Genomic DNA, 20,161 nt, shown 5'->3' on the forward strand with positions numbered 1-20,161 from the left:
TCATTCCGGAGATCCGCTCGTATGAATTTCAAGCAAGTTAAAGTTTTGATGGATCAATGCTTTCAGAGCATTGAAGAAAGCGCCAAGTCCGGCGAGATGCCCTCTTTGGACGACGTGAACGAGTTTATCCGCCTTGTGAAGCGGATGTCGACATTTACGAGGGAAGACTGGGCGGACGATTTTGAAGACTTCAACTACATGGCGAACCAACTTCACCACGCAGTCAACAAGGGCGAGCTGGGCAACGCCATACAGATCGTCGAATCCCTGAACGATGCGCAGACCTACTGCCATCAGTCGCACAGGTACTGATCTGCACACCCATGTTTCATGTGAAACATGACAACGAGGGAGGCCTCTGTGGCGCGTAAAATTGTTGTAGCAAACCAAAAAGGCGGAGTGGGCAAGACCACGTCCTCTGTCAATCTTGCCGCTTCGCTTGCCGTGATGGAAAAAAAAGTTCTCGTAATCGACTGCGATCCGCAGGCCAATGCCAGCAGCGGACTCGGTGTCGATGGCGATAACGCGCCGCTCTCACTCTACTCGGTATTCTTTGAGCCGGACAAGGCGTCTGAAGCTGTTATGGAAACATCCTCGCCGTTTGTTTGGCTCATTCCCGCCTCGCAGGACCTCGTCGGTGCGGAGATCGAACTCATCGACAAAATAGGCCGCGAGTACTTTCTGCAGGACGTTCTCCGGAGCATCGAGGATGAGTACGATTTCATCATCCTCGACTGCCCCCCTTCCCTGGGCCTGCTGACATTGAATGCCTTGTGCGCCGCGCGGGAGCTGCTCATACCGCTCCAGTGCGAGTACTACGCCCTGGAAGGCATCGCCAAGCTGCTTAACACCTACGAACAGGTCCGCGCACGACTGAACCCGAGACTCACCATCCTCGGCGTGCTGCTCACCATGTACGATGTGCGTAACAAGCTCTCGCGGCAGGTGAAAAAGGAAGTGCGGAAATGCTTCCCGGACAAGATGTTCGAGACGATCATTCCCAGGAACGTCCGGCTTTCCGAAGCCCCCAGCTACGGAATGACCATCCTTTCGTACGATATCAAATCAAAAGGCGCCGAGGCGTACCTCTCCCTGGCCAAGGAAGTGGTAACGCGCAAGGCGCCCGCGATTGCAGCGTGAGGACGGTTACGGCTTAACTTTGGCAGGCGCGTACGGATGGCACTCGAATCGATAATGATCCTTGAAGTGACGTTTGATCACACGCGCACGGCAGTTCATGCATTGGAAGTTCACCAGCCCGCCAAGATTCGCCGCCTTGAGCCGGAACGTTTTCCCTTCCGGCTTGGTCCAATCCTCGGTTGTATTGCCGCACGCTTCGCACTCTACACGCGTATCCGGCGGATACTGGAAGTCCCAGTAATCCAGCAACATTTTCCAGTCGCCAATGGGTTCGGGAGCTTCCGATTCCTGCGCCTCGTCCTGCTTGTCCAGGAGCGGCTGTATCACGGACTTCGCTTCTTCCCAAAACTCCGGGCTCAGAAGCACACCGAGGAATTGTTTTTTTTCATCATATAACTTGGTCAACGGAGTCGTCTTTGTGTTCATGAAAGTCTCCGGTTTATGTTCACTGATGTCTGACAAGTAGTCTTTCGACTTCGTCTGTCAAGGAGCACCGTATGGCTCATACTTCACGTGGCCTCGGCAAAGGACTGGATGCCCTGCTCAAAGGTTTCAACGAGCAACCCACTGATGTCGAGGTTAAAACTATTCCTGTCGCTTCCATTGTTCCGAACCCGTTCCAGCCGCGCAAGGAGTTCTCCGAGGAAGCGCTTGCAGAGCTTGCAGAATCCATCCGTAACCAGGGCGTTCTGCAGCCTATACTGGTGCGAACCGCACCGGACTCCAGCCCCGGACACTTCGAGCTCGTGGCCGGCGAACGCCGTCTGCGTGCAGCCAAGATGGCCGGCCTTCAGGACATTCCCTGCCTTGTCCGCGAGCTTGATGACGAGCAGAGCCTGACCATAGCCATTGTGGAGAACCTCCAGCGGGAGGATCTGAACATCATCGAAGAGGCGCTCGGACTCAAGCAGCTCCAGGACAGGCTCAATCTGTCGCAAGAAGACCTTGCGCGCAAGGTTGGAAAAAGCCGCCCTGCCGTGGCGAACACGCTCCGGCTCCTTCAGCTGCCGGACCACATCATCAACCTTGTGATGGAAGGCCAGGTCAGCGGCGGCCATGCCCGCTCACTGCTTGGCGTCACGGATAGCGACAGCCAGGAGGCGTTGCTGGCCTGGATTCTCGAGTACGGCGTCTCTGTTCGCCAGGTGGAAGAAGCCGTCTCCTATTGGAAGGAGAACGGCGAGCTGCCCAGTCTGGACGGCGGCGGCCATGCCCCTGCCCGCAAGAAGAAAAAGCCCATGAAAGCAGCAGAAACACCGCGAGAGCTGCACTCCTACGCCAGCCGTATCTCAGAGGAATACCAGTTCAAAGTCTCCATATCCGGTTCGGAGGACACCGGCCGTATCTCCATTCGTTACTCCAGCCGTGACCAGCTCGATATCTTCCTGAAAAAACTTGGAGTATCCTGATGTCTCGCAAAAACGTCGATCGTGATGCTCTTATCGCGTCTCTGGGCAGCCTCAACGGGAGTCAGGTTCTCGTGGTCGGCGATCTCATGCTCGATCACTACCTGGTGGGCAACGTGGAGCGCATCTCTCCCGAGGCTCCGGTCCCTGTTGTTACTGTCAAATCCGAACATCTGCTCCTGGGCGGCGCCGGCAACGTGGCGCTTAATATCGCGCGTCTCGGCGGCGATCCCTACCTTATCGGGGTGACCGGTTCTGATGACAACGCCGAGAACCTGCGCCAGCTTGTGGCCATGGAGGAGCTTGAAGGCAGCCTTGTCAGCGTGGACGACCGCCCTACCACCATCAAGACGCGTATCATTGCTCAGAACCAGCAGGTGGCCCGTGTGGACAAGGAGATATCCAAACCGCTGACCCTCGAGCAGACCAGGGGCGTGCTCAACGCCATCGCCGAGATCATCGACGAGTTCGAGGTCATCGTTCTTTCGGATTACGGCAAGGGCCTCGTGACCATGGAGTTCATGGACGCCTTCCGCGCGCTGGTGCTGGCGCAGGATCGCCCTCCCAAGGTCCTTGTCGATCCCAAGCTCAAGAACTTCAACCTTTACAAAGGCGCCTACTGCGTTACTCCCAACTCCAAGGAAGCTCTGGAGGCAGCCCACAGGCTGCAGTTCGAAAGCCGTGTGGATGTTCTCCGCACCGGCGCATCCATCTTCCGCCAGCTTGCCTGCGAGCACGTGCTTATCACCCTGGGCCCCAACGGCATGGCGCTGTTTGACACGCCCTCGGAGGTCTTCCACTTCCCAACCGTGGCAAAGCGTGTGTTCGATGTGACAGGCGCAGGCGATACCGTGATCGCGACGCTGGGCGTCAGCCTCGCGGCCGGGCACGATCTGCTCACCGCAGCCTTGCTGGCCAACTACGCCGCCGGCAACGTCATCGGCGAGGTCGGCACGGCAACCACCACGCAGGAAGCGCTGATCAACGCCATCCGCTACGGCCATGCACCGGAGATTGTTACCTGGCTGAGCGAGAAGGAAGGCGCTTCGTCATGACCCGGGCTTCGACTCCTCACGACTATACACGCGCCGACAGGCTCAAGGGCCTGATTGAGGCGAACACTGCCCTTGCGCATATCGAGTCTCTTGAGGAGTTGCTGCCCACCCTGCTCCGCCTGGCACAGGACGTCACCTGCGCCGAAGGCGCCTCCATCCTGCTCTACAAGCCGGAAAAAGGCGTGCTGGAGTTTACCCTGGCCCTCAACGACTCCCAGGACACGGCGCGCGAGCTCATGCAGAGTGGTATGGAGTTCAAGCTGGGCCAGGGAATCGCCGGCGTTGTGGCCGAAACGCGCAAGCCGCTAATCATCGACAACGCCTACCGCGACGATCGCTTTTTCAAGCAGTCGGATACAACATCCGGCTTTACCACCCGCTCCCTGATCTGCGTGCCTATTACCAACAAAGACGATCTCCTAGGCGTGGTGCAGGTGGTGAACGCCAAGAACCGGGATAACTTTGATCAGGATGACCTGGACGTGCTGCAGAGCTTTGCCGACCTGGCCGCTGTGGCTCTGCTCCGTGCGCAGATGCTGGAGGCCATGCTGCGCGAGGAACGCCTGCGCGCACAGCTCGATGTGGCCGCCAGTATCCAGGAAAACTTCCTGCCGCGCCTGCCGGACCTGGGTGCAAATACCGGCATCTGGGCCAAGACCAGACCGGCCATCCATGTAGGCGGAGATTTCTACGACTGCGTGCCCATGGAGGACGGCAGCTTCATTCTCGCCGTGGTCGATGTCTCGGGCAAGGGGCTTCCCGCGGCCCTTGTCGCCACATCCTTGTGGACGCATCTCAGGACTATCTGCTCACGTGTGGATGCACCCCAGGATATTCTCTCGCAACTCAATATGCGCATGATAGACGTATTCCACGGCGAGCTGTTCGCAACCATCGCCCTGGCCAGATTCTGGCCCGATAGCGGAAACGTCATAATGTCTTCCGGCGGGCACCTCCCGCCCATATATGTTGATGGTACAGGCCTGCGCGAGATCGAAGGGCTGAGAGGTCTCCCCATCGGCATCGAGGAGGACACGAGCTTTACCAAGGTGGCCGTTACCCTTGGTGCTGAATCATCGCTGGTCTTTGTCACGGATGGCGTAACAGAAGCCAGGCAGACGGACGGTTCGTTCTTTGGATCGAATCGGCTTCATGAATCGCTGCGCTGCATGGGGAGCTGTCCTCGCGGGCACGCTGTCATGACCCACATCGAGGAGTGGGCATGCGATGGAACGCAGAATGACGACGTGACGGTGCTGGAGATTTGGCGACGGTAATGTTTCCCGTGAAACATTTTTAGAGGAGAACTCGGAAATGTCGGCAGAGGGCAAAGAGATCTGGAACCTGGAAGTGGACAAGAGCGGTGTCATCTGGATCATTGGCGAGATCGACTACACGATCGCGTCTAAGCTCAGAAAAGAGCTCTTTCCCCGCCTGGAAGCCACCAGCGATGATGTTGCCTTCAACCTGAGCCGGCTTACCTACCTCGACAGCTCCGGTCTTGCCCTGCTTATCGAGATCAACAGGAAGCTCCACGAAAAAGGCAGGAAGATGATCATCTCAGAGATTACTCCGGATGTGAAAAAAGTTTTCGACCTGACCCAGGTAGCGAGGCTGTTCGGCGTATGACCCGCATACGAGAGGAGCTGCACACACTTTCCTGGCTCATCAACTGCCTGCTCAAGAGCACGCCGCGACTGCTGACCCAGAAGAAACGGTTCTACCTGTGGCAGGTGTGGCGAAATATGGCGCAGGTGGGTGCGGGCTCCATCGCCATCGTCACCATCATCGCCTTCTGCGTCGGCGTCATCCTCGCCCTGCACGCCGCCAATCAGCTGGAACGGTTTGGTGCGACCAGCTATGTGGCCAACCTTGTCGGCGTCATCATCATCAGCGAGCTGGGCCCCCTCCTCACCGCCGTGGTCATTACTGGCAGATCCGGAGCCGCCTTCACGGCCGAAATCGCCACCATGCAGATATCGGAAGAGATCGACGCGCTCAACGTCATCGGTATCGACCCTGTTCTCTTTCTCGTGGTGCCGAAGCTTCTGGCCATGATCATCATGCTGCCTGTGCTCACCGTCTGGGCCGACTTCGTGGGCATCAACTCCGGCATGCTCTACTCCGGCACCTTCCTCAGCATCAGCTACAAAACCTATTTTGCGCAGACAGCGAGCTTCCTGCGGTTCAGCGATCTCACCGCTGGTCTGGTCAAAAGCCTGGGCTTCGGTCTGGCCATTACCATTATCTGCTGCTGGCAGGGATTCCTGGCAAAAGAAGGCGCTGCCGATGTGGGCCGACGGACCACCAAGTCCGTGGTCCAATCCATCTTCATCATCATCCTTCTCGACCTCTACTTCACGACCCTGAGCTATGCCTTCTGAAGAAACCACCACATATCTCAACCGGGCGCCGGACATTGTTCTGGACAATCTCAAGCTCGGCTACGGCGATAACATCGTGCTCGAGCACGTGGATGTTGTTCTGCCTGCCAGCAAGATCTCGGTCATCCTCGGCGGCTCCGGCGGTGGCAAGTCCACCCTGCTCCGCCATATCCTGGGGCTGGAGCACCCCATGCGCGGCCGGATCATGATCAACGACAGAAACATCTTCGATCTGGACGAGAAACAGGGGCACGATCTCCGCGGCGAGATGGGCGTGCTTTTTCAGAACGGCGCCCTGCTCGGCTCGCTCACCCTGGGCGAGAACGTGGCCCTGCCGCTCCGCGAGCATACGGAGCTGGATGAGGAAACCATAGAGACCCTGGTCCGGATCAAGCTCAATCTGGTTGGGCTGGACAAGTTCATGGACTACTACCCCAGCCAGCTTTCCGGAGGCATGCGCAAACGCGCCGGCCTGGCCCGGGCCCTTGTGCTCGATCCGAACATCCTCCTGTGCGATGAGCCGACCTCCGGGCTTGATCCCATTACGGCCGCAGAGCTGGACCAGCTGATCCTCGATTTGCACGATACATTCAATATGACTATTGTCGTTGTAACCCATGACCTGGACAGCCTGTTCGCCATCGCCGATTTCGTGGTAATGCTGCACAATGGCAACGTGCTTTTTCAGGGAGGGCTCGACGCGCTGAAAAAATCCAAACACGAGTTCATCAAACAGTTCCTGGGGCGGGAACCGGGCGAGCGGCATTCGCCTGATTTCCTGTGATACTCTTCTGCACAGCTGGTCGGGGTCCTGCGCATGCAATCGAAAAAGCAGTCCACATACGACTTCCTCAAGGCGCTCTTCACCATTGTCCTCGGGCTTATCATCCTGGGCAGCTTCGTCGTCGCCCTCGGCGGCTACTGGTTCTGGGAAAATCTTGATACCTACTACGCCCGGTTCGACAATATCCGCGATCTCGATACGGGCCGCACCGTAAAGTATGAGGGCCTGAGCGTAGGCAAGGTCACGGAGATACGCGTGGACTCCGAGCATCCGGAAATCATCGTGGTGGGCTTCGGTATCCAGAAGGATTTTACGCTGTACCAAGGGACAAAGGCCTCCATCACGCAGAAAGGCCTTGTGGGTGACAACTACCTGCTGCTGACCCTGAACGGCGATGCCGGAGGAAAGCTCGAACCTGGTGCAACCTTGCCCACAAAGGCCACGCCCACGCTCAATGAGCTCGGCGCGACCATCGGCGAGTTCATCGAAGAAATACGTCCCAAATTCAACCGCGTGGCGGACGGTCTGGAGCGATTGGTCTCCGAGCAGAACACGGAGAACGTGCGCGAGGTGCTGTTCAAGGCGGATCGGCTGATGAACCAGGGGAACGAGCTCATCACCATGCTGCGCACCGAGTTCCAAGGCGTCGGCCCGGAGGCCAAGAGCACCCTGAAGGTCGCCTCCAACACCCTGGACAAGGGCGGCGTGGTTCTGGACAACGTCGACAAAAATTTCGCCCTGCTCTCCCGTGATCTCCGCGCCCAGATCGAATCCGTCAGCGACTCGATCAACACACTGAGCGGGCAACTGCAGCAAAGCCTCAATGTGGATCAACCGAAACTGGAACGTCTGCTGGACGAGGTCTACGCCATGGCTCGCGACATCCGCATGCTGTCCCGATCCCTGCGCGAGCGCCCCTATGAAGTGATCTACCCACCGAAGCCCAAACCCTGAGCCGGTGCCCAAGACTATGACACAGCACAATCGTTCTGCCCGCCAGATGACCACTCGCCAGCTTCCGTGCGCTCGCCGTCCCGTCATGGGCGTACTCCTTCTTGCCACGCTGGCCCTCATGCTCTCTTCCTGCGGCACGCCGAACCAGCGCTACCTGCTGCAGCTTGCTCCACCGGAATGCGCGGACGGCGGTCACACTCTGGAAGACCCGGTGCTGATGCTCGACGACTTCACCACCCTGCCCGGCATGGATCGCACCGCTGTGTTCATTGCCCAGGACAACGTCATCCAGCCTTCGACTGTCTGGTACTGGGAGGGCAACCCGGCGGAGATCATGACCCAGGCCGTGAGCGACCGTCTTGAATGCGCCGGGCCGTATCGCGTCTCCTGGCCCTACTTCGGCGAGCTTGAGCACGCCGCCGTACTGCGCGGCCGTGTCCGTGAGTTCCAGCTGGTGAATACCAGCCTGCCCGAGTTCCGAATCCGACTGTCCGTGGAGCTGTGGGGGCCACGCCACACGCGCATGCTCGCCATCAATACGTTCACGGCCAGCGAGCCTGTCGACGCCATCACTCCCCAGGCCACGGCCAGTGCTGCGAGCAAGGCTGTGTCCAAGGCAACCTTGGCCATCAGTGAATGGCTGGACGCCAACCGCGGACTGGTCACGCCATAACGCCGTACGAGACGTTCCCGGAAGGAAGCAGCAATGTCAGAGTCAGTTTGGTGGATCCTGGAAAAGGTCGCCGAAGACAAGATTCAGCGCGCCATCGATGAAGGCCAGTTCGAAAAGCTGCCCGGCATGGGCAAGCCCTTGGAGATGGAGGACACCTCCTGGGTGCCGGAAGAGCTGCGCATGGCCTACAAGATTCTGAAGAACTCAGGCCATGTCCCCAAAGAGGTGGAGGAGCGCAAAGAGCTCAATAATCTGGTGGAGGCGCTGGAGAACTGCGAAGACGAGCAGGAGCGGTACCGCCAGATGCGCAAGCTCAACGCTATGGTCACGCGCGTCAATGCGTCGCGCGCCACGCCCGTCCGAGTGGATGTGGAAGACGCCTACTACGAGAAGATCGTGGAGCGGGTTCGACTGTACGGCAAGCGACCCGACAAGGACCGCTGAGAAGATCGTACAGTTACCAAATAATTATCGGACCGCGCGTAGCGACGCGGCGTAGAATCGTTCCTTCAGCACATCGGAGTTTGCGGTCCGGAATTCCCCTAGCTGCTCGAAACGTCCATTTCGCTCCAGAAAGCCGGAAATGGTCCTCTCGTTCTCCAAAGGGTCAATCGTACACGTCAGGTACAAAAGCTTGCTCCCACGGCTGAGAAGGGCTGCTGTGGCGTCGAGGATTTCTGCCTGCATTTTCCGCAGGTTGGCAAGGTCATGCGGCTTGAGACGCCACGCTAGGTCCGGACGGCGGCTCATCACCCCCAATCCGCTGCATGGAGCGTCGATGAGAATGGTCTGCGGATGTCTGCCGGTCTCATTCCGTGAGACAAGAGGCACATGTCTGGCGTCGGCTCGAAAAATGGGCGGCACTTTCAGATTGAGCCGAGCGCACTCGACTGGGATGCCGGAGAGCCGTCTCGCATTGAAATCGCTCGCCCAGATTTCTTCGTCCCATCGCTCCATGTAGAGCAAAGTCTTACCGCCGCGCCCAGCGCAGCAGTCCAGAATGGGTCCGGTCCATGTCTCCGGCTTGAGCGCGAGCAACGCCTCCTGTGAGGCCAGGCTCTGACGTGAAACGCGACCCTCCCTGATCCACTCGCCCAGCTCCGACGCTTCCGGTCCGGAACCGGCCGCAAAGGCCACGCCACTGGCGCAATGCGCGACAACGCCGTCCATGGAGATAAGCTGGTCGAGCGAGGCACCGCCCTGCCCTGCACTGACTGATCTTGGATTAGCGCGCAGGCCAAGGGGTGGCTGGCTGAGCCGCTCCTGGAACACCGTGTGGGCAAGCTCAGGAACGGCCTTGCGCACATGGGTGAAGAGCCATTGCGGCACGCCGTACCAGGCAGCCATGCCGGCGTCGCGATCCGTCGCCGCATCCAGATAGAAATCTCGCTCCGCAATCTCGTCTCGCATGCGATCCAACCCGCGCAGCACCCCGTTGGCCACTTTGGCCAGCTTGGGGGACTCGGCCTTCACCGCATCCACAGCCCAGTTCACCGTGGCGTAGGCCGGCACGCGCTCCAGAAAGAGCAGCTCGTAGGTTGCAAGAAGCAGGATGCGCATTACGCCCTGCGGTATGGAGCCGGGTCTGGCCAGCCGGTGGTGCAGCAGGAAGTTGAGCCGGCCCAGATAGCGGAACACGCCGTACACGGACTCCGTGGCCAGGCCCACATCGCGTGGATCAAGTGATGCCCCGTGCCTGGCAATGGCGCTGTCCAATGCCTCCTGCAGCGGCAGATGATGCTGCAAGCTGCTGCGCAGCACTTCAAGCGCCAGGCGCCGCGCCGGAGGCACAGCCCGCGCACGCGGCTTGCTGGAACGTCTGGGGTTCGATCCCATACTTATCAATTCTGGATAGCGGCGTGGTGCGAGGAAGGAGCTGCAGTATCAGCGACTGCGCTCTGCACACAGCATGAGATTGGCGGCGATTGCAGGAAGAGGCACAAGGCGGCCTCTACGGCGCTGCGCTGCACCGTCGTGTCCAGGCACGGCCCGTTTGGACGCTCGTTGAGGATGCCGTACACCGGGATGGGATAGGTGTCCTGAATGCCGCTGGACAGATCGCGCTCGCAGGCCACGGCAATGATCAGCTTGGGCCGGGCCTGCACCACAATGCGCCGGGCAATGGTGCCGCCGGTAGCGATGGCCAGATGGACGCCGAACTCGTCGCGGATCTCCAGCAAGCTTTTGATAGGGCACTTGCCGCAGCGTTTGCAGTTGTCGATGTCGTACGTCAGGCGCATGTCGCAGCGGCTGGACTGCAGGCAATGCGGCATGAGAAGCAGAATTCTGTCGGCCGGATAGCGCACATTCTCGGCCCGCACCAGCTCGTTGTTCACCTTGATAAAGGAGTTGCGCACATCCTCCTTGGAGATACCCACGAGCCGGCCGAGCAGAGTCATGAGGGGCAGGAAAAATTTGATGGTCAGGCCGCGCATGCGCTGCGAAAAGAGCACGGGCCGGCCAAGAAAGATGTTCGCCAGCAAGGACAACCACGCCCACAGCGTGAACAGAATGGCGGCGCAGAAGATGACGCCGAAGATGGTGGGGGCTGCCGGATGGAGCGAGCGGAAACCAACGTACGGAACAATCCACAGCAGAATGCAGACGATAATGACCACGAGACTCGTGGCGGAGATGAGACCGATGAAGAGCCGCTTGCGCGTAACTCTTTCCGGTTGGATTTCGTGTAGGTTCTGGTTCATGAGGAGTTCGAACCACTGCACAAAAGAGGGAAAAAACTGGTTGAATTCCCTCCTTACTAACTCAAATCAGCTCCGATGTGTAGGGTCACCGGAGCCTGGTCATAGCTATGGATTGGGTGCCGGGCAGCGGTTGAGATAGCCATTGCAGAAGGCCCGGGCGTCCATGAGACAGCGGCCTTCCGGGCAGAGGTTCGGCGTGAGGTAGAGCCGGTCCGCGCAGGCCACGGCCAGGTGGCCGTCCACCATGCCGACGATGGTGCCGGGCTCGACATGATCTTCGTTGAGCGGCCCCACCTTGCCCGGCTGCACGGTCAGTCGCAGGGGATTTTCTGGATCAAGGCCGCCCCACATGAAGAATGCGCCGGGCCAGGGGTGGACGCCCCGGATGCGGTTGTGCACGTCCAGAGCGGGCTGGCGCCAATCGATCTCGCCATCCGCCTTGGTCAGCTTGGCTGCGTAGGTGGCCTTGGATTCTTCCTGCGGGATTGCGGTCAAGCCGCCGGATTCGAGCTTGGACAGGGTCTCCAGCATGAGCTGCCCGCCCATCTTCGCCAGCTCGTCGTGGATGGTCGCGGCCGTGTCGTCAATGCCGATGCCCAAGGCGCGCTGCAACAGGATGTCGCCCGTGTCCATGCCGGCGTTCATCTGCATGATGGTCATGCCCGTGACAGGCTCGCCGTCGATGATTGCGCGCTGGATGGGCGCGGCGCCGCGGTACTTGGGCAGAAGGGAGGCGTGGGCGTTGAGGCAGCCGTAGCGCGGCACGTCCAGCACGGCCTGCGGCAAAATGAGGCCGTAGGCGGCAACAACGCAGACATCGGGCCGGAGCGTGGAGAGCTCGGTTATGGCGATGGGCTTCTTGAAGTTAACGGGCTGATACACGGGCAGACGCCGGGCCATGGCGAGATTCTTCACCGCGGAAAAGCGAACCTTCTTGCCCCGTCCGGCCGGCCGGTCCGGCTGAGTGTACACGCCAACGACTTCGCCGCCTTCGAACGTAAGCAATGCTTCAAGAATCGTGGCCGCAAAATCCGGCGTACCCATGAATACAATACGCACCAGTTATTCTCCCTCAACCTGCCGGCGCTTTTCGCGCTTCTTGACCTTCTTGTCGTACAGCGATTTCTTGAGCCGTCCCACCCTGTTGAGCAGCAAGGTGCCCTCCAGGTGGTCGATCTCGTGTTGCAGGCATATCGCCAGCAGACCCTCGGCGTCGATAGCGATCTCGTTGCCGTCCAGGTCCAGCCCGCGGACGTGCACCTTTTCGGAACGGTCGATCATGCCTCGGAACAGCGGCAGGGACAGACACCCCTCCTCGCTCTCAACCTCACCCTCGCAGGAAACAATGGTGGGATTGATGAGGGTGATGAGCTCCTCGCGCTTCTCCGGGCCGGTTATGTCCACCACAATCATACGGATGGACTCGCCCACCTGGGGCGCGGCAAGGCCAACGCCGTCATTCATGTACATGCAGTCGGCCATGTCCCTGGCCAGCTGCACGAGCTCGGGTGTGATTTCCTCGATGGTCTGCGCAGTCTGCGAAAGCACCGGGTGAGGATATGTGCAAATTTCCAAAGTCATGATCTCTTCCATCGGTCTCGTGTTGATCGGATTCACCTAAAATAAACACGGTGAATAGGAACGTGAAGGGCCGATGTGCCTCTTGTCTTCAAATAGCTACTTTTCTTCCTTGGCCTGCTCGCGCAGACGGATATGAAGCTCGCGAAGCTGCTTGGCCGAAACACGGCTGGGCGCCTCGGTCATCAGGCAGGTGGCCTTCTGCGTCTTGGGGAAGGCAATGACGTCGCGGATGGAGCTGGCCTTGGCCAACAGCATCACGAGGCGGTCCAGACCAAAGGCGATGCCGCCGTGGGGCGGCGCACCGTACTCCAGGGCGTCCAGCAGGAAGCCGAAGCGCAGGCGCGCTTCCTCCGGGTCCATGCCCAGGGCGTTGAGCATCTCCATCTGCGCCTGGGGCGTGTGGTTGCGGATGGAGCCGCCGCCGACCTCGTAGCCGTTGATGACCAGGTCGTAGGCGCGGGCCTTGGCGTTCTCGGGATCGGAAAGGATCTTGTCCTTGGAAGCTTCCTGCGCCGAGGTAAAGGGGTGGTGCCGCGCCACAAAGCGCTTGTCCTCTTCGTCGTACTCGAAAAGCGGGAAGTCCGTGACCCAGGTGAGAGAGAAAACGGAGTGGTCGATAAGCTCGAAGCGCTCGCCCAGCTTGAGACGCAACGCGCCGAGAGCGGCGTTGACCATCTCCGAAGCGCCGGCCTGGAAGAAGACGATGTCGCCGGGCTGCATGCCCAGGCGCTCCTTGAGGCCCTCCTTCTCAGCATCGCTCAGGAACTTGGCGAACGGAGACTGCCAGCCGTCCTCCTTGACCTTGATCCAGGCCAGGCCCTGGGCGCCGTAGATCTTCACAAACTCGGTGTAGTCGTCGATCTCCTTGCGGGTCAGCTCCATGCCGCCGGGCACGCGCAGGCCCTTGACCAGCTCGGCCTGGCCGAAAACGCGGAACTCGGAGCCGCGGACAACGTCGGTCACGTCGGTGAGGAAGAGTTCGAAACGGGTGTCCGGCTTGTCGACACCATAGAGCTCCATGGCGCGGTCGTAGGTCATGCGCGGGAAGGGACGCTGCAGCGTGACGTCCAGGGTCTCGGCGAACATGCGCTCCACCAGACCCTCGGCCAGCTCCATGACGCGCTCCTCGTCCACAAAGCTCATCTCGATGTCGATCTGCGTGAACTCGGGCTGGCGGTCTGCGCGCAAGTCCTCGTCGCGGAAACAGCGCACGATCTGGTAGTAGCGGTCCATACCGGCGACCATGCAGAGCTGCTTGAACAGCTGCGGCGACTGCGGCAGGGCGAAGAACTCACCGGGGTTCACGCGGCTGGGCACCAGGAAGTCGCGTGCGCCTTCCGGCGTGGACTTGGTCAGCACGGGCGTCTCGATCTCCAGGAAGCCCTGCTCGTCCAGGAAGTTGCGCGTGGCCTGGGAAGCACGGTGCCGCAGTTGGAAGTTCTTGGCCATGGAGGGCCGGCGCAGGTCCAGATAGCGGTACGTGAGGCGCAGGTTCTCGTTGATGTCCACACGGTCCTCGATGAGGAACGGCGTGGTCTTGGCCGTGTTCAGGAGCTTCCAGTCCGTAACCACAACCTCGATCTCGCCGGTGGGCAGGTTCGGGTTGACCATGCCGTCGGGCCGTTCGCGAACCCGGCCCTTGATGGCCAGCACGTACTCGGTGCGCAGAATGTGCGCGCTTTCGTGAGCGTCGGAATTTTCCTCCGGGCTGAACACAATCTGGGTCAGGCCGCGGCGGTCGCGCAGGTCCACAAAAATGAGGCCGCCGTGGTCGCGGCGGAACTGCACCCAGCCCACCAGGCAGACCTCGTCGCCCACGTTGGCCTTGCGCATGGCCTCGTTGGTGTGGGTGCGCTGCCAGTCGCCCAGCGGGACAATATACTTGGCGTGCTCGCGCTGAATATCGGCGGATTGCTCGAAAGATTGCTCGTCGGTCATGAAATATCGCTCCTAGCGAAGAAAGTCGGCGAGGGCGTCCAGGTCGGACTCGCTCGTCACTGAAAAATCGTTCTGATCACCGGAGTCCAGGTTCTTGACCTGAACCACGTCGCGGGCGATCTCGTCCGGCCCCATGAGCAGGCAGAAACGAGAGCGCAGCCGGTTGGCCTGTCGCATCATGGCCTTCACGCTCTTGGGCGTAGGGCTCATCTCGGCGATTACGCCACGGGCGCGCATAGCCTGAAGAATAAGGAATCCGCGCGCCATCCCGGCCTCGTCGAGAATGGCGAGGTAAGCGTCCGGCCTGGGAGCCTCCTCTTCCGGAAGAAGCAGCAGCAGACGCTCCATGCCGCAGGCAAAACCGATGCCCGGCTGGTCCGGACCGCCCAGGTCGCGGATGAGGCCGTCGTAACGGCCGCCGCCGGCCACAGCGGATTGGGAGCCGATCTCGCCGGAGGTGACCTCGAAGGTGGTGCGGTTGTAGTAGTCCAGGCCGCGCACCAGCCGCTTGTTCACGGTGTAGGGAATCTCGATGGCATCGAGGTGGGCCAGCACCTGGCCGAAGTGGTCGGAGCACTCTTCGCACACGGAGTCCACCAGGGCCGGGGCATCGTCCACCAGCGCCTTGCAGCCGGGAACCTTGCAGTCCAGCACGCGCAGGGGGTTGGTGGATTTGCGGCGCAGGCAGTCCTCGCACCAGCCGTCCTCGGGCACGGAGTCCAGATACGCCTTGAGCGCCTCATTGTAGGCGGGACGGCACTCGCGGCAGCCCAGGGTGTTTATCTCCAGGGAAAGATTGGGAATCCTGATGCTGGAGAGGAACTGCCAAAGCATGGCCACCACCTCGGCGTCCACAGCCGGCTCGGTCAGCCCCAGGCACTCGGCGTTGATCTGGTGGAACTGGCGCATGCGGCCCTTCTGCGGCCGCTCGTAGCGGAACATGGGGCCGAAGGTGAACAGCTTGGAGTACGGCTCGCGCGTGGCCAGGCCGGATTCGATGTACGAGCGCATGACGCCGGCCGTGGCTTCCGGCCGGAGCGTCAGGGAGCGGTCCTTGCGGTCAGGAAATGTATACATCTCCTTCTTGACCACGTCGGTCTCCTCGCCGATGGAACGGGCGAAAAGTTCGGTCTTCTCCAGCACCGGCGTGCGCAGCTCGCGGTATCCGTAGCGGGAAAAGACGTCGCGCGCCGCGTTCTCCATAAAGGTGAACGCTTCGCTCTCCGGCGGAAAATAGTCGGCAAAGCCCTTGATTCGGGTGATCTTGCTCATTGGTCCAAATTATGAGTGCAGGCGCGAAACGCGCAGGAAAAAGTGAAAAGAAAGTTTGCGTAAACCAATGATTGGCGATTGTCAAAGCAGCAGGCGCAACGTTGCTGCATCAGGCGGCGGGGCCGGCGGATTTCGCGCTGAACGACAACAGGGGCGTGAGCGGCGGATCGTCGAGAAGATCAAGCCGCACGGCGGCGAAGCTGCCCAGACTGTTGGGCAGGATGCCGTTCAGCCTGGTCCAGGGAAAGGCGCTGCGCCATGTGGCCGGCGGCCCGAAAAGGCAGGAGCCGCGCTGCATGGTTCTGCTGCCGGCTGCATTGTACAGCATACTCCGCACCGTGCACGAATCCAGCCAACGCACATCGCCAAGCGTTGTATGCGAAGACTTGCCGTCAGGCTTGTTTTTAGCGAACCGCTTTTTCCGCAAGACCTCAAGATGATACAAAGAATAGCGGTTCAGATAGGCCACGAGGATACCCTTGCGAGCCACGCGAACCGCCTCGCGGAGCACTGCTTCCGGATCGTCGGCCAGCTCCAGCAGCGTGATGACCAGCACGAAGTCGAAGTCGTTGTCTCCAAAGGGCAGATGCTCGGCATTGCCCACGTGGAGATCGGTGTGCTTGCCCAGACGCGTCCTGGCCGCGTCGATCATGGCCGGCGAGATGTCCAGGCCGGAGATGTCGAAGCCGAGATGCCAGAACCGTTCGAGAAACACGCCCGGTCCGCAGCCCACTTCCAGGAGCTTCTGATTGCGCCGCGGCCAGCCTGATACCAGGTAGTCGAGCAGCCGCATTTCCTGGGAAACAGCAAAACGGCCGCGCGGCGTCTCAAACCAGGCCAGATACCGGCGGACGTCTGCTGCTTCCCATCGCATGCAATACCTCTCTGACCCGTCAGTCCGTGGCGGCGTCGTCAAGACGCGCGCCATAGGCTGCGGAACGGACATGGGCGCGGTAACGCTTGAGGAATGACGATTTCAGCTCGCGCTGCTTGGGCTTCCAGTTGGCGCGGCGGGCTTCCAACGTTGCCTCGTCCACCTTCAGCTCGATGGAGCGGGCCGGGATGTCGATGGCGATCTCGTCGCCCTCCTCCACCAGACCGATAAGGCCGCCCTCAGCTGCTTCCGGCGAGACGTGACCCACGGCTGCGCCGCGGGTGCCGCCGCTGAACCGGCCGTCCGTAATGAGCGCCACCTGGCCGCCCAGGCCCATGCCGGCAATGGAGGACGTGGGCGAAAGCATCTCGCGCATGCCGGGGCCGCCCTTAGGGCCTTCGTAGCGGATAACCACGATGTCGCCAGGGTTGATCTTGCCGGAAAGGATGGCCACGGAGGCCTCCTCCTCGGAATCGTAGACACGCGCCGGGCCAGTGTGGCGCAGCATGGATTCCGCCACTGCGGACTGCTTCACCACGGCGCCATCCGGAGCCAGGTTGCCCTTGAGTATGGCGATGCCGCCTTCCTTAGCATAGGGGTTGTCGATGGGCCGGATAACCTCGGGGTTGCGGGACGCGGCCTTGAGCGCCTCAAGGTTCTCGCCCACGGTGAGGCCGGTGGCGGTCAGCGCGTCCAGGTGCAGCATGTCCTTCTTGGCCAGCTCGGCCATCACGGCGGGCACGCCGCCGGCCGCATGAAGCTCCTGCATGGGGTGCGGTCCGGCCGGAGAGAGGCGGCAGAGGTTCGGCGTGGTGCGCGAAAGCTCGTCAAAAACGTCCAGACCAATGTTCAGGCCGGCCTCGTAAAACACGGATGGCAGATGCAGCACCGTGTTGGACGAACCGCCCAGGGCCATATCCATAGCCACGGCGTTGCGCACGCTCTTTTCCGTCACAATGGTGCGCGGGGTGATGTTTTTCTCCAGAAGCTCCATGACCTGCATGCCGGCGTGTTTGGCCAGGCGGACGCGCTCGGCCGTGACGGCCGGAATGGTGCCGTTGCCGGGCAGGGCCAGGCCAATGGTCTCGGACAGGCAGTTCATGGAGTTGGCCGTGAACATGCCGGAGCAGGAGCCGCAGCCAGGGCAGGCGCAGCTGGTCAGCTCTTCGAGCTGCTCCTCGTCCATCTCGCCGCGCTTCACCCGGCCCACAGCCTCGAACACGGTGATGAGGTCGGCGTTCTTGCCCTCGTAGGAGCCCACCATCATGGGGCCGCCGGACACGAGAATGGCCGGGATATCGAGGCGCAGCATGGCCATGAGCATGCCGGGCACGCACTTGTCGCAGTTGGGAATGAGCACCAGCGCGTCAAAGGGGTGGGCCGTGGCCATAATCTCGATGGAGTCGGCAATGGCCTCGCGGCTGGGCAGGCTCATGCGCATGCCTTCGTGGTTCATGGCCAGACCGTCGCACACGGCGATGGCCGGAAACTCAATGGGAATGCCGCCTGCCGTGCGGACACCGTCCTTCACGGCTTTGGCGATGGTGTCCAGGTGTACATGGCCGGGCACGATTTCGTTGGCCGAGTTGGCCACGCCGATGAGAGGACGGTTCAGCTCCTCCCGGGTCAGGCCCAGGGCATAGAGCAGGGAACGGTGCGGCGCTTTTTCGATACCGCCGGTCATGGTTTTGCTGCGCATGGAAAGGACTCCTTCTTCAGGGGACGCCGGGGCGCAAGCCCCTGGCATCAGAATGTTAACGCTTTACCGCCACGAAGCTGGCCAGCATACCCACGCCGGTGAGCACGCCTGCCAGGAGCAATACCTGCGAAAACGGCAGGAAGGCGAGGCGGAAAAAGTAGGGAGGGAAGTTCAAAACATTTTCCAGTGAAATCTGAACGATCTTGAGCATGCCGAGGGCCAGCACGGCGCCCAGGAAGCCCTGCGCCGTGCCGCCTGCAATGAGCGGCAGGTTGATGTACCACTCGCGCGCGCCCACGATGCGCAATATCTCGATCTCGTCGCGGCGGAAAAGCTGCGACAGCTTGATGGTGTTGCCCACCACCAGGGCCAGCACAATGAGCAAAAAGCCCACAAGCGGCCAGAGAAGGTTGCGCGAAAGCTTGGACCACGCGCCGGAAAGCTCCGTGCGCATGGGGTTGTAGCGGACGGACTGCACGCCGGGCAGGGCCTGGAGATAGTCGAGCATCTCCTTGGTCCAGACCATGGTCTCGGCCTCACCGTTCTTGCCCTCCCGGGCGGACGGCGGCGCAAAGGAGAGCAGCGCCGTGGCCGGCAGCGGGCTCTCGCTCTGCTTCCAGTTCAGATGCAGATCGTTGTCCAGACTTTTGGACAAGGCGTCGATGGCTTCAGACGGCGTATACGTCTGCACATCCATAAGATTTGGTAGAGAGGTGAAGCCTTCCCACTGCTTCTTTATCTCGCTCAGATTATGGCCGGGCTCCCAGTAGACCTGAAAGAGCACGTCGCCACGTACCCGCATAAGCTCTGCGTTGAAGTTGTGCAGCAGCAGCAGGAACAGCCCGCCCAGAAAAGCTATGAGCGTGACCGCGGCCAGCGTGAGCAGCTGGGCCCACAGGTTGATCCTGAGATCCTTCACCCCCTGGAGAAGCCGGCGCAGGACAATCATATCCGGCCTCCCGGCGCAGATTGCGAGCAGCCGTCCAGCGGGCCGCCATCGGTCACATGCGTATCGACGATCTGACCGCTCTCCAGATGCATCAGCTTGGCGCCGCGGTGGTGGCACAGCAGCTCGCGCGAGTGGGTGGCGAGAATGACCGTCGTGCCGAAGCTGTTGAAATGCTTGAACACGTCCATCAAGCGCAAGGAGAGCTCGGGGTCCAGGTTGCCGGAGGGTTCATCGGCCAGGAGGAGCTGCGGATTGGTGACCACGGCGCGCGCCACGGCCACGCGTTGCTGCTCGCCGCCTGAAAGCACCTCGCAGCGGGTGTCGGCCTTGCGCTCCATGTCCAGCCCGCGCAGCACGGCGCGTACGCGCTTGCGAATCTGCTGCTCCGGCATAAGCCGCGCCTGCAGCGCCAGGGCCACGTTCTCCGCCACCGTGCGGTACGGAAGAATCTTGAAGTCCTGGAACACAAAGCTCACGTTGCGCCGCAGCAGCGGCATGGCGGATCGGCCAATGCCGTTCATGGTGAAGCCGCAGACCTCCACCTTGCCCCTCGTGACCGGCAGAAGGCCGAAGAGCAGCCGCAGCAACGTGGTCTTTCCTGCGCCGGACGGGCCGGTCACATACAGAAAGTCGCCCTTCTCCACGGAAAAGGAGACGTCCTTGAGCGCCCAGTTGGAGCCAAAGTTGTAGGACAGCCTGTTGACCTTGAGGATAGACACGTCTTGCTCCACGAGTTGCCGCAGCCGGCTG

At 60.9% G+C, this 20,161-nt stretch carries 22 protein-coding genes; 11 read left to right on the plus strand and 11 right to left on the minus strand.

Features of this window, described 5'->3' with window-relative positions; all coding sequences use genetic code 11:
* Positions 1-21 precede the first annotated feature (21 nt).
* Both E8L03_RS14365 and E8L03_RS14370 read left to right on the plus strand, forming a co-directional pair.
* The gene (locus E8L03_RS14365; protein WP_144234192.1) at positions 22-312 is read left to right on the plus strand and encodes a GAK system XXXCH domain-containing protein; all 291 of its coding nucleotides are present in this window, start codon (positions 22-24) and stop codon (positions 310-312) included.
* 48 nt (positions 313-360) lie between these two features.
* The gene (locus E8L03_RS14370) at positions 361-1,140 is read left to right on the plus strand and encodes a ParA family protein (protein ID WP_144234191.1); all 780 of its coding nucleotides are present in this window, start codon (positions 361-363) and stop codon (positions 1,138-1,140) included.
* Positions 1,141-1,146: 6 nt separating this feature from the next.
* On the opposite strand, the gene E8L03_RS14375 is transcribed toward E8L03_RS14370, so the two are convergent.
* Positions 1,147-1,566, minus strand: coding sequence for a hypothetical protein (locus E8L03_RS14375; protein ID WP_144234190.1), 420 nt, complete (start codon positions 1,564-1,566; stop codon positions 1,147-1,149).
* Between the two features lie 71 nt (positions 1,567-1,637).
* On the opposite strand from E8L03_RS14375, the gene E8L03_RS14380 reads away from it, so the two are divergent.
* From E8L03_RS14380 to E8L03_RS14420, 9 genes are all read left to right on the plus strand, one after another.
* Positions 1,638-2,549 (plus strand): ParB/RepB/Spo0J family partition protein, encoded by a 912-nt coding sequence (locus tag E8L03_RS14380; RefSeq protein WP_144234189.1) that lies wholly within the window; start codon positions 1,638-1,640, stop codon positions 2,547-2,549.
* Positions 2,549-3,601 carry a D-glycero-beta-D-manno-heptose-7-phosphate kinase gene (gene rfaE1, locus E8L03_RS14385; protein WP_171267704.1) on the plus strand — a complete coding sequence of 351 codons (1,053 nt, stop codon included), beginning with the start codon at positions 2,549-2,551 and terminating at the stop codon, positions 3,599-3,601. The genes E8L03_RS14380 and rfaE1 overlap by 1 nt, the downstream gene beginning before the upstream one ends.
* The gene (locus E8L03_RS14390) at positions 3,598-4,878 is read left to right on the plus strand and encodes a PP2C family protein-serine/threonine phosphatase (RefSeq protein WP_171267705.1); all 1,281 of its coding nucleotides are present in this window, start codon (positions 3,598-3,600) and stop codon (positions 4,876-4,878) included. The genes rfaE1 and E8L03_RS14390 overlap by 4 nt, the downstream gene beginning before the upstream one ends.
* A 37-nt stretch (positions 4,879-4,915) precedes the next feature.
* The gene (locus E8L03_RS14395) at positions 4,916-5,230 is read left to right on the plus strand and encodes an STAS domain-containing protein (protein ID WP_144234186.1); all 315 of its coding nucleotides are present in this window, start codon (positions 4,916-4,918) and stop codon (positions 5,228-5,230) included.
* Positions 5,227-5,985: an MlaE family ABC transporter permease gene (locus E8L03_RS14400; protein WP_144234185.1), complete on the plus strand. Its 759-nt coding sequence runs from the start codon at positions 5,227-5,229 to the stop codon at positions 5,983-5,985. The genes E8L03_RS14395 and E8L03_RS14400 overlap by 4 nt, the downstream gene beginning before the upstream one ends.
* Complete coding sequence (locus E8L03_RS14405; protein ID WP_171267706.1) at positions 5,975-6,769, plus strand: ABC transporter ATP-binding protein; 795 nt, start codon at positions 5,975-5,977, stop codon at positions 6,767-6,769. Before E8L03_RS14400 ends, E8L03_RS14405 begins: the two co-directional genes overlap by 11 nt.
* Before the next feature lie 33 nt (positions 6,770-6,802).
* Positions 6,803-7,723 (plus strand): MlaD family protein, encoded by a 921-nt coding sequence (locus E8L03_RS14410; RefSeq protein ID WP_171267707.1) that lies wholly within the window; start codon positions 6,803-6,805, stop codon positions 7,721-7,723.
* Positions 7,724-7,808: 85 nt separating this feature from the next.
* On the plus strand, positions 7,809-8,396 hold the full coding sequence (locus E8L03_RS14415; protein ID WP_171267708.1) for an ABC-type transport auxiliary lipoprotein family protein: 588 nt from the start codon (positions 7,809-7,811) through the stop codon (positions 8,394-8,396).
* Positions 8,397-8,429: 33 nt separating this feature from the next.
* The gene (locus E8L03_RS14420; RefSeq protein ID WP_171267709.1) at positions 8,430-8,840 is read left to right on the plus strand and encodes a DnaJ family domain-containing protein; all 411 of its coding nucleotides are present in this window, start codon (positions 8,430-8,432) and stop codon (positions 8,838-8,840) included.
* Between the two features lie 24 nt (positions 8,841-8,864).
* On the opposite strand, the gene E8L03_RS14425 is transcribed toward E8L03_RS14420, so the two are convergent.
* The 10 genes from E8L03_RS14425 to E8L03_RS14470 form a co-directional block, all read right to left on the minus strand.
* Entirely contained in the window at positions 8,865-10,232 is a 1,368-nt protein-coding gene (locus E8L03_RS14425; protein ID WP_171267710.1) for a transcription antitermination factor NusB, read from the minus strand.
* Positions 10,233-10,237: 5 nt separating this feature from the next.
* Positions 10,238-11,098 carry a DUF116 domain-containing protein gene (locus E8L03_RS14430; protein WP_144234179.1) on the minus strand — a complete coding sequence of 287 codons (861 nt, stop codon included), beginning with the start codon at positions 11,096-11,098 and terminating at the stop codon, positions 10,238-10,240.
* 105 nt (positions 11,099-11,203) lie between these two features.
* A complete protein-coding gene (fmt, locus tag E8L03_RS14435) occupies positions 11,204-12,157 on the minus strand; it encodes a methionyl-tRNA formyltransferase (RefSeq protein WP_235896510.1) in 954 nt (317 codons plus the stop codon).
* A 3-nt stretch (positions 12,158-12,160) separates the two neighbouring features.
* Positions 12,161-12,679, minus strand: a complete 519-nt coding sequence (gene def / locus E8L03_RS14440) for a peptide deformylase (RefSeq protein ID WP_171267711.1) — start codon at positions 12,677-12,679, stop codon at positions 12,161-12,163.
* Between the two features lie 96 nt (positions 12,680-12,775).
* Positions 12,776-14,617: an aspartate--tRNA ligase gene (gene aspS / locus E8L03_RS14445; protein WP_144234177.1), complete on the minus strand. Its 1,842-nt coding sequence runs from the start codon at positions 14,615-14,617 to the stop codon at positions 12,776-12,778.
* Between the two features lie 12 nt (positions 14,618-14,629).
* The gene (hisS, locus tag E8L03_RS14450) at positions 14,630-15,889 is read right to left on the minus strand and encodes a histidine--tRNA ligase (RefSeq protein ID WP_171267712.1); all 1,260 of its coding nucleotides are present in this window, start codon (positions 15,887-15,889) and stop codon (positions 14,630-14,632) included.
* Between the two features lie 109 nt (positions 15,890-15,998).
* Positions 15,999-16,763 carry a class I SAM-dependent methyltransferase gene (locus tag E8L03_RS14455; protein WP_171267713.1) on the minus strand — a complete coding sequence of 255 codons (765 nt, stop codon included), beginning with the start codon at positions 16,761-16,763 and terminating at the stop codon, positions 15,999-16,001.
* A 19-nt stretch (positions 16,764-16,782) separates the two neighbouring features.
* Positions 16,783-18,462 (minus strand): dihydroxy-acid dehydratase, encoded by a 1,680-nt coding sequence (gene ilvD / locus E8L03_RS14460; protein WP_144234174.1) that lies wholly within the window; start codon positions 18,460-18,462, stop codon positions 16,783-16,785.
* A gap of 55 nt (positions 18,463-18,517) precedes the next feature.
* The gene (locus E8L03_RS14465) at positions 18,518-19,411 is read right to left on the minus strand and encodes a cell division protein FtsX (protein WP_171267714.1); all 894 of its coding nucleotides are present in this window, start codon (positions 19,409-19,411) and stop codon (positions 18,518-18,520) included.
* The gene (locus tag E8L03_RS14470; protein ID WP_167512359.1) at positions 19,408-20,124 is read right to left on the minus strand and encodes a cell division ATP-binding protein FtsE; all 717 of its coding nucleotides are present in this window, start codon (positions 20,122-20,124) and stop codon (positions 19,408-19,410) included. Before E8L03_RS14470 ends, E8L03_RS14465 begins: the two co-directional genes overlap by 4 nt.
* Positions 20,125-20,161 lie beyond the last annotated feature (37 nt).

The sequence above is a fragment of the Oceanidesulfovibrio marinus genome, from assembly GCF_013085545.1.
Lineage (GTDB): Bacteria > Desulfobacterota > Desulfovibrionia > Desulfovibrionales > Desulfovibrionaceae > Oceanidesulfovibrio > Oceanidesulfovibrio marinus.

Bases quoted from the DNA above. Each gene is read 5' to 3' on its own strand.
- E8L03_RS14365 (WP_144234192.1), top strand. From the start codon at position 22: ATGAATTTCAAGCAAGTTAAAGTTTTGATGGATCAATGCTTTCAGAGC.
- E8L03_RS14375 (WP_144234190.1), bottom strand. From the start codon at position 1,566: ATGAACACAAAGACGACTCCGTTGACCAAGTTATATGATGAAAAAAAA.
- E8L03_RS14380 (WP_144234189.1), top strand. From the start codon at position 1,638: ATGGCTCATACTTCACGTGGCCTCGGCAAAGGACTGGATGCCCTGCTC.
- rfaE1 (WP_171267704.1), top strand. From the start codon at position 2,549: ATGTCTCGCAAAAACGTCGATCGTGATGCTCTTATCGCGTCTCTGGGC.
- E8L03_RS14390 (WP_171267705.1), top strand. From the start codon at position 3,598: ATGACCCGGGCTTCGACTCCTCACGACTATACACGCGCCGACAGGCTC.
- E8L03_RS14395 (WP_144234186.1), top strand. From the start codon at position 4,916: ATGTCGGCAGAGGGCAAAGAGATCTGGAACCTGGAAGTGGACAAGAGC.
- E8L03_RS14400 (WP_144234185.1), top strand. From the start codon at position 5,227: ATGACCCGCATACGAGAGGAGCTGCACACACTTTCCTGGCTCATCAAC.
- E8L03_RS14405 (WP_171267706.1), top strand. From the start codon at position 5,975: ATGCCTTCTGAAGAAACCACCACATATCTCAACCGGGCGCCGGACATT.
- E8L03_RS14410 (WP_171267707.1), top strand. From the start codon at position 6,803: ATGCAATCGAAAAAGCAGTCCACATACGACTTCCTCAAGGCGCTCTTC.
- E8L03_RS14415 (WP_171267708.1), top strand. From the start codon at position 7,809: ATGGGCGTACTCCTTCTTGCCACGCTGGCCCTCATGCTCTCTTCCTGC.
- E8L03_RS14420 (WP_171267709.1), top strand. From the start codon at position 8,430: ATGTCAGAGTCAGTTTGGTGGATCCTGGAAAAGGTCGCCGAAGACAAG.
- E8L03_RS14425 (WP_171267710.1), bottom strand. From the start codon at position 10,232: ATGGGATCGAACCCCAGACGTTCCAGCAAGCCGCGTGCGCGGGCTGTG.
- E8L03_RS14430 (WP_144234179.1), bottom strand. From the start codon at position 11,098: ATGAACCAGAACCTACACGAAATCCAACCGGAAAGAGTTACGCGCAAG.
- def (WP_171267711.1), bottom strand. From the start codon at position 12,679: ATGACTTTGGAAATTTGCACATATCCTCACCCGGTGCTTTCGCAGACT.
- aspS (WP_144234177.1), bottom strand. From the start codon at position 14,617: ATGACCGACGAGCAATCTTTCGAGCAATCCGCCGATATTCAGCGCGAG.
- hisS (WP_171267712.1), bottom strand. From the start codon at position 15,889: ATGAGCAAGATCACCCGAATCAAGGGCTTTGCCGACTATTTTCCGCCG.
- E8L03_RS14455 (WP_171267713.1), bottom strand. From the start codon at position 16,763: ATGCGATGGGAAGCAGCAGACGTCCGCCGGTATCTGGCCTGGTTTGAG.
- ilvD (WP_144234174.1), bottom strand. From the start codon at position 18,462: ATGCGCAGCAAAACCATGACCGGCGGTATCGAAAAAGCGCCGCACCGT.
- E8L03_RS14465 (WP_171267714.1), bottom strand. From the start codon at position 19,411: ATGATTGTCCTGCGCCGGCTTCTCCAGGGGGTGAAGGATCTCAGGATC.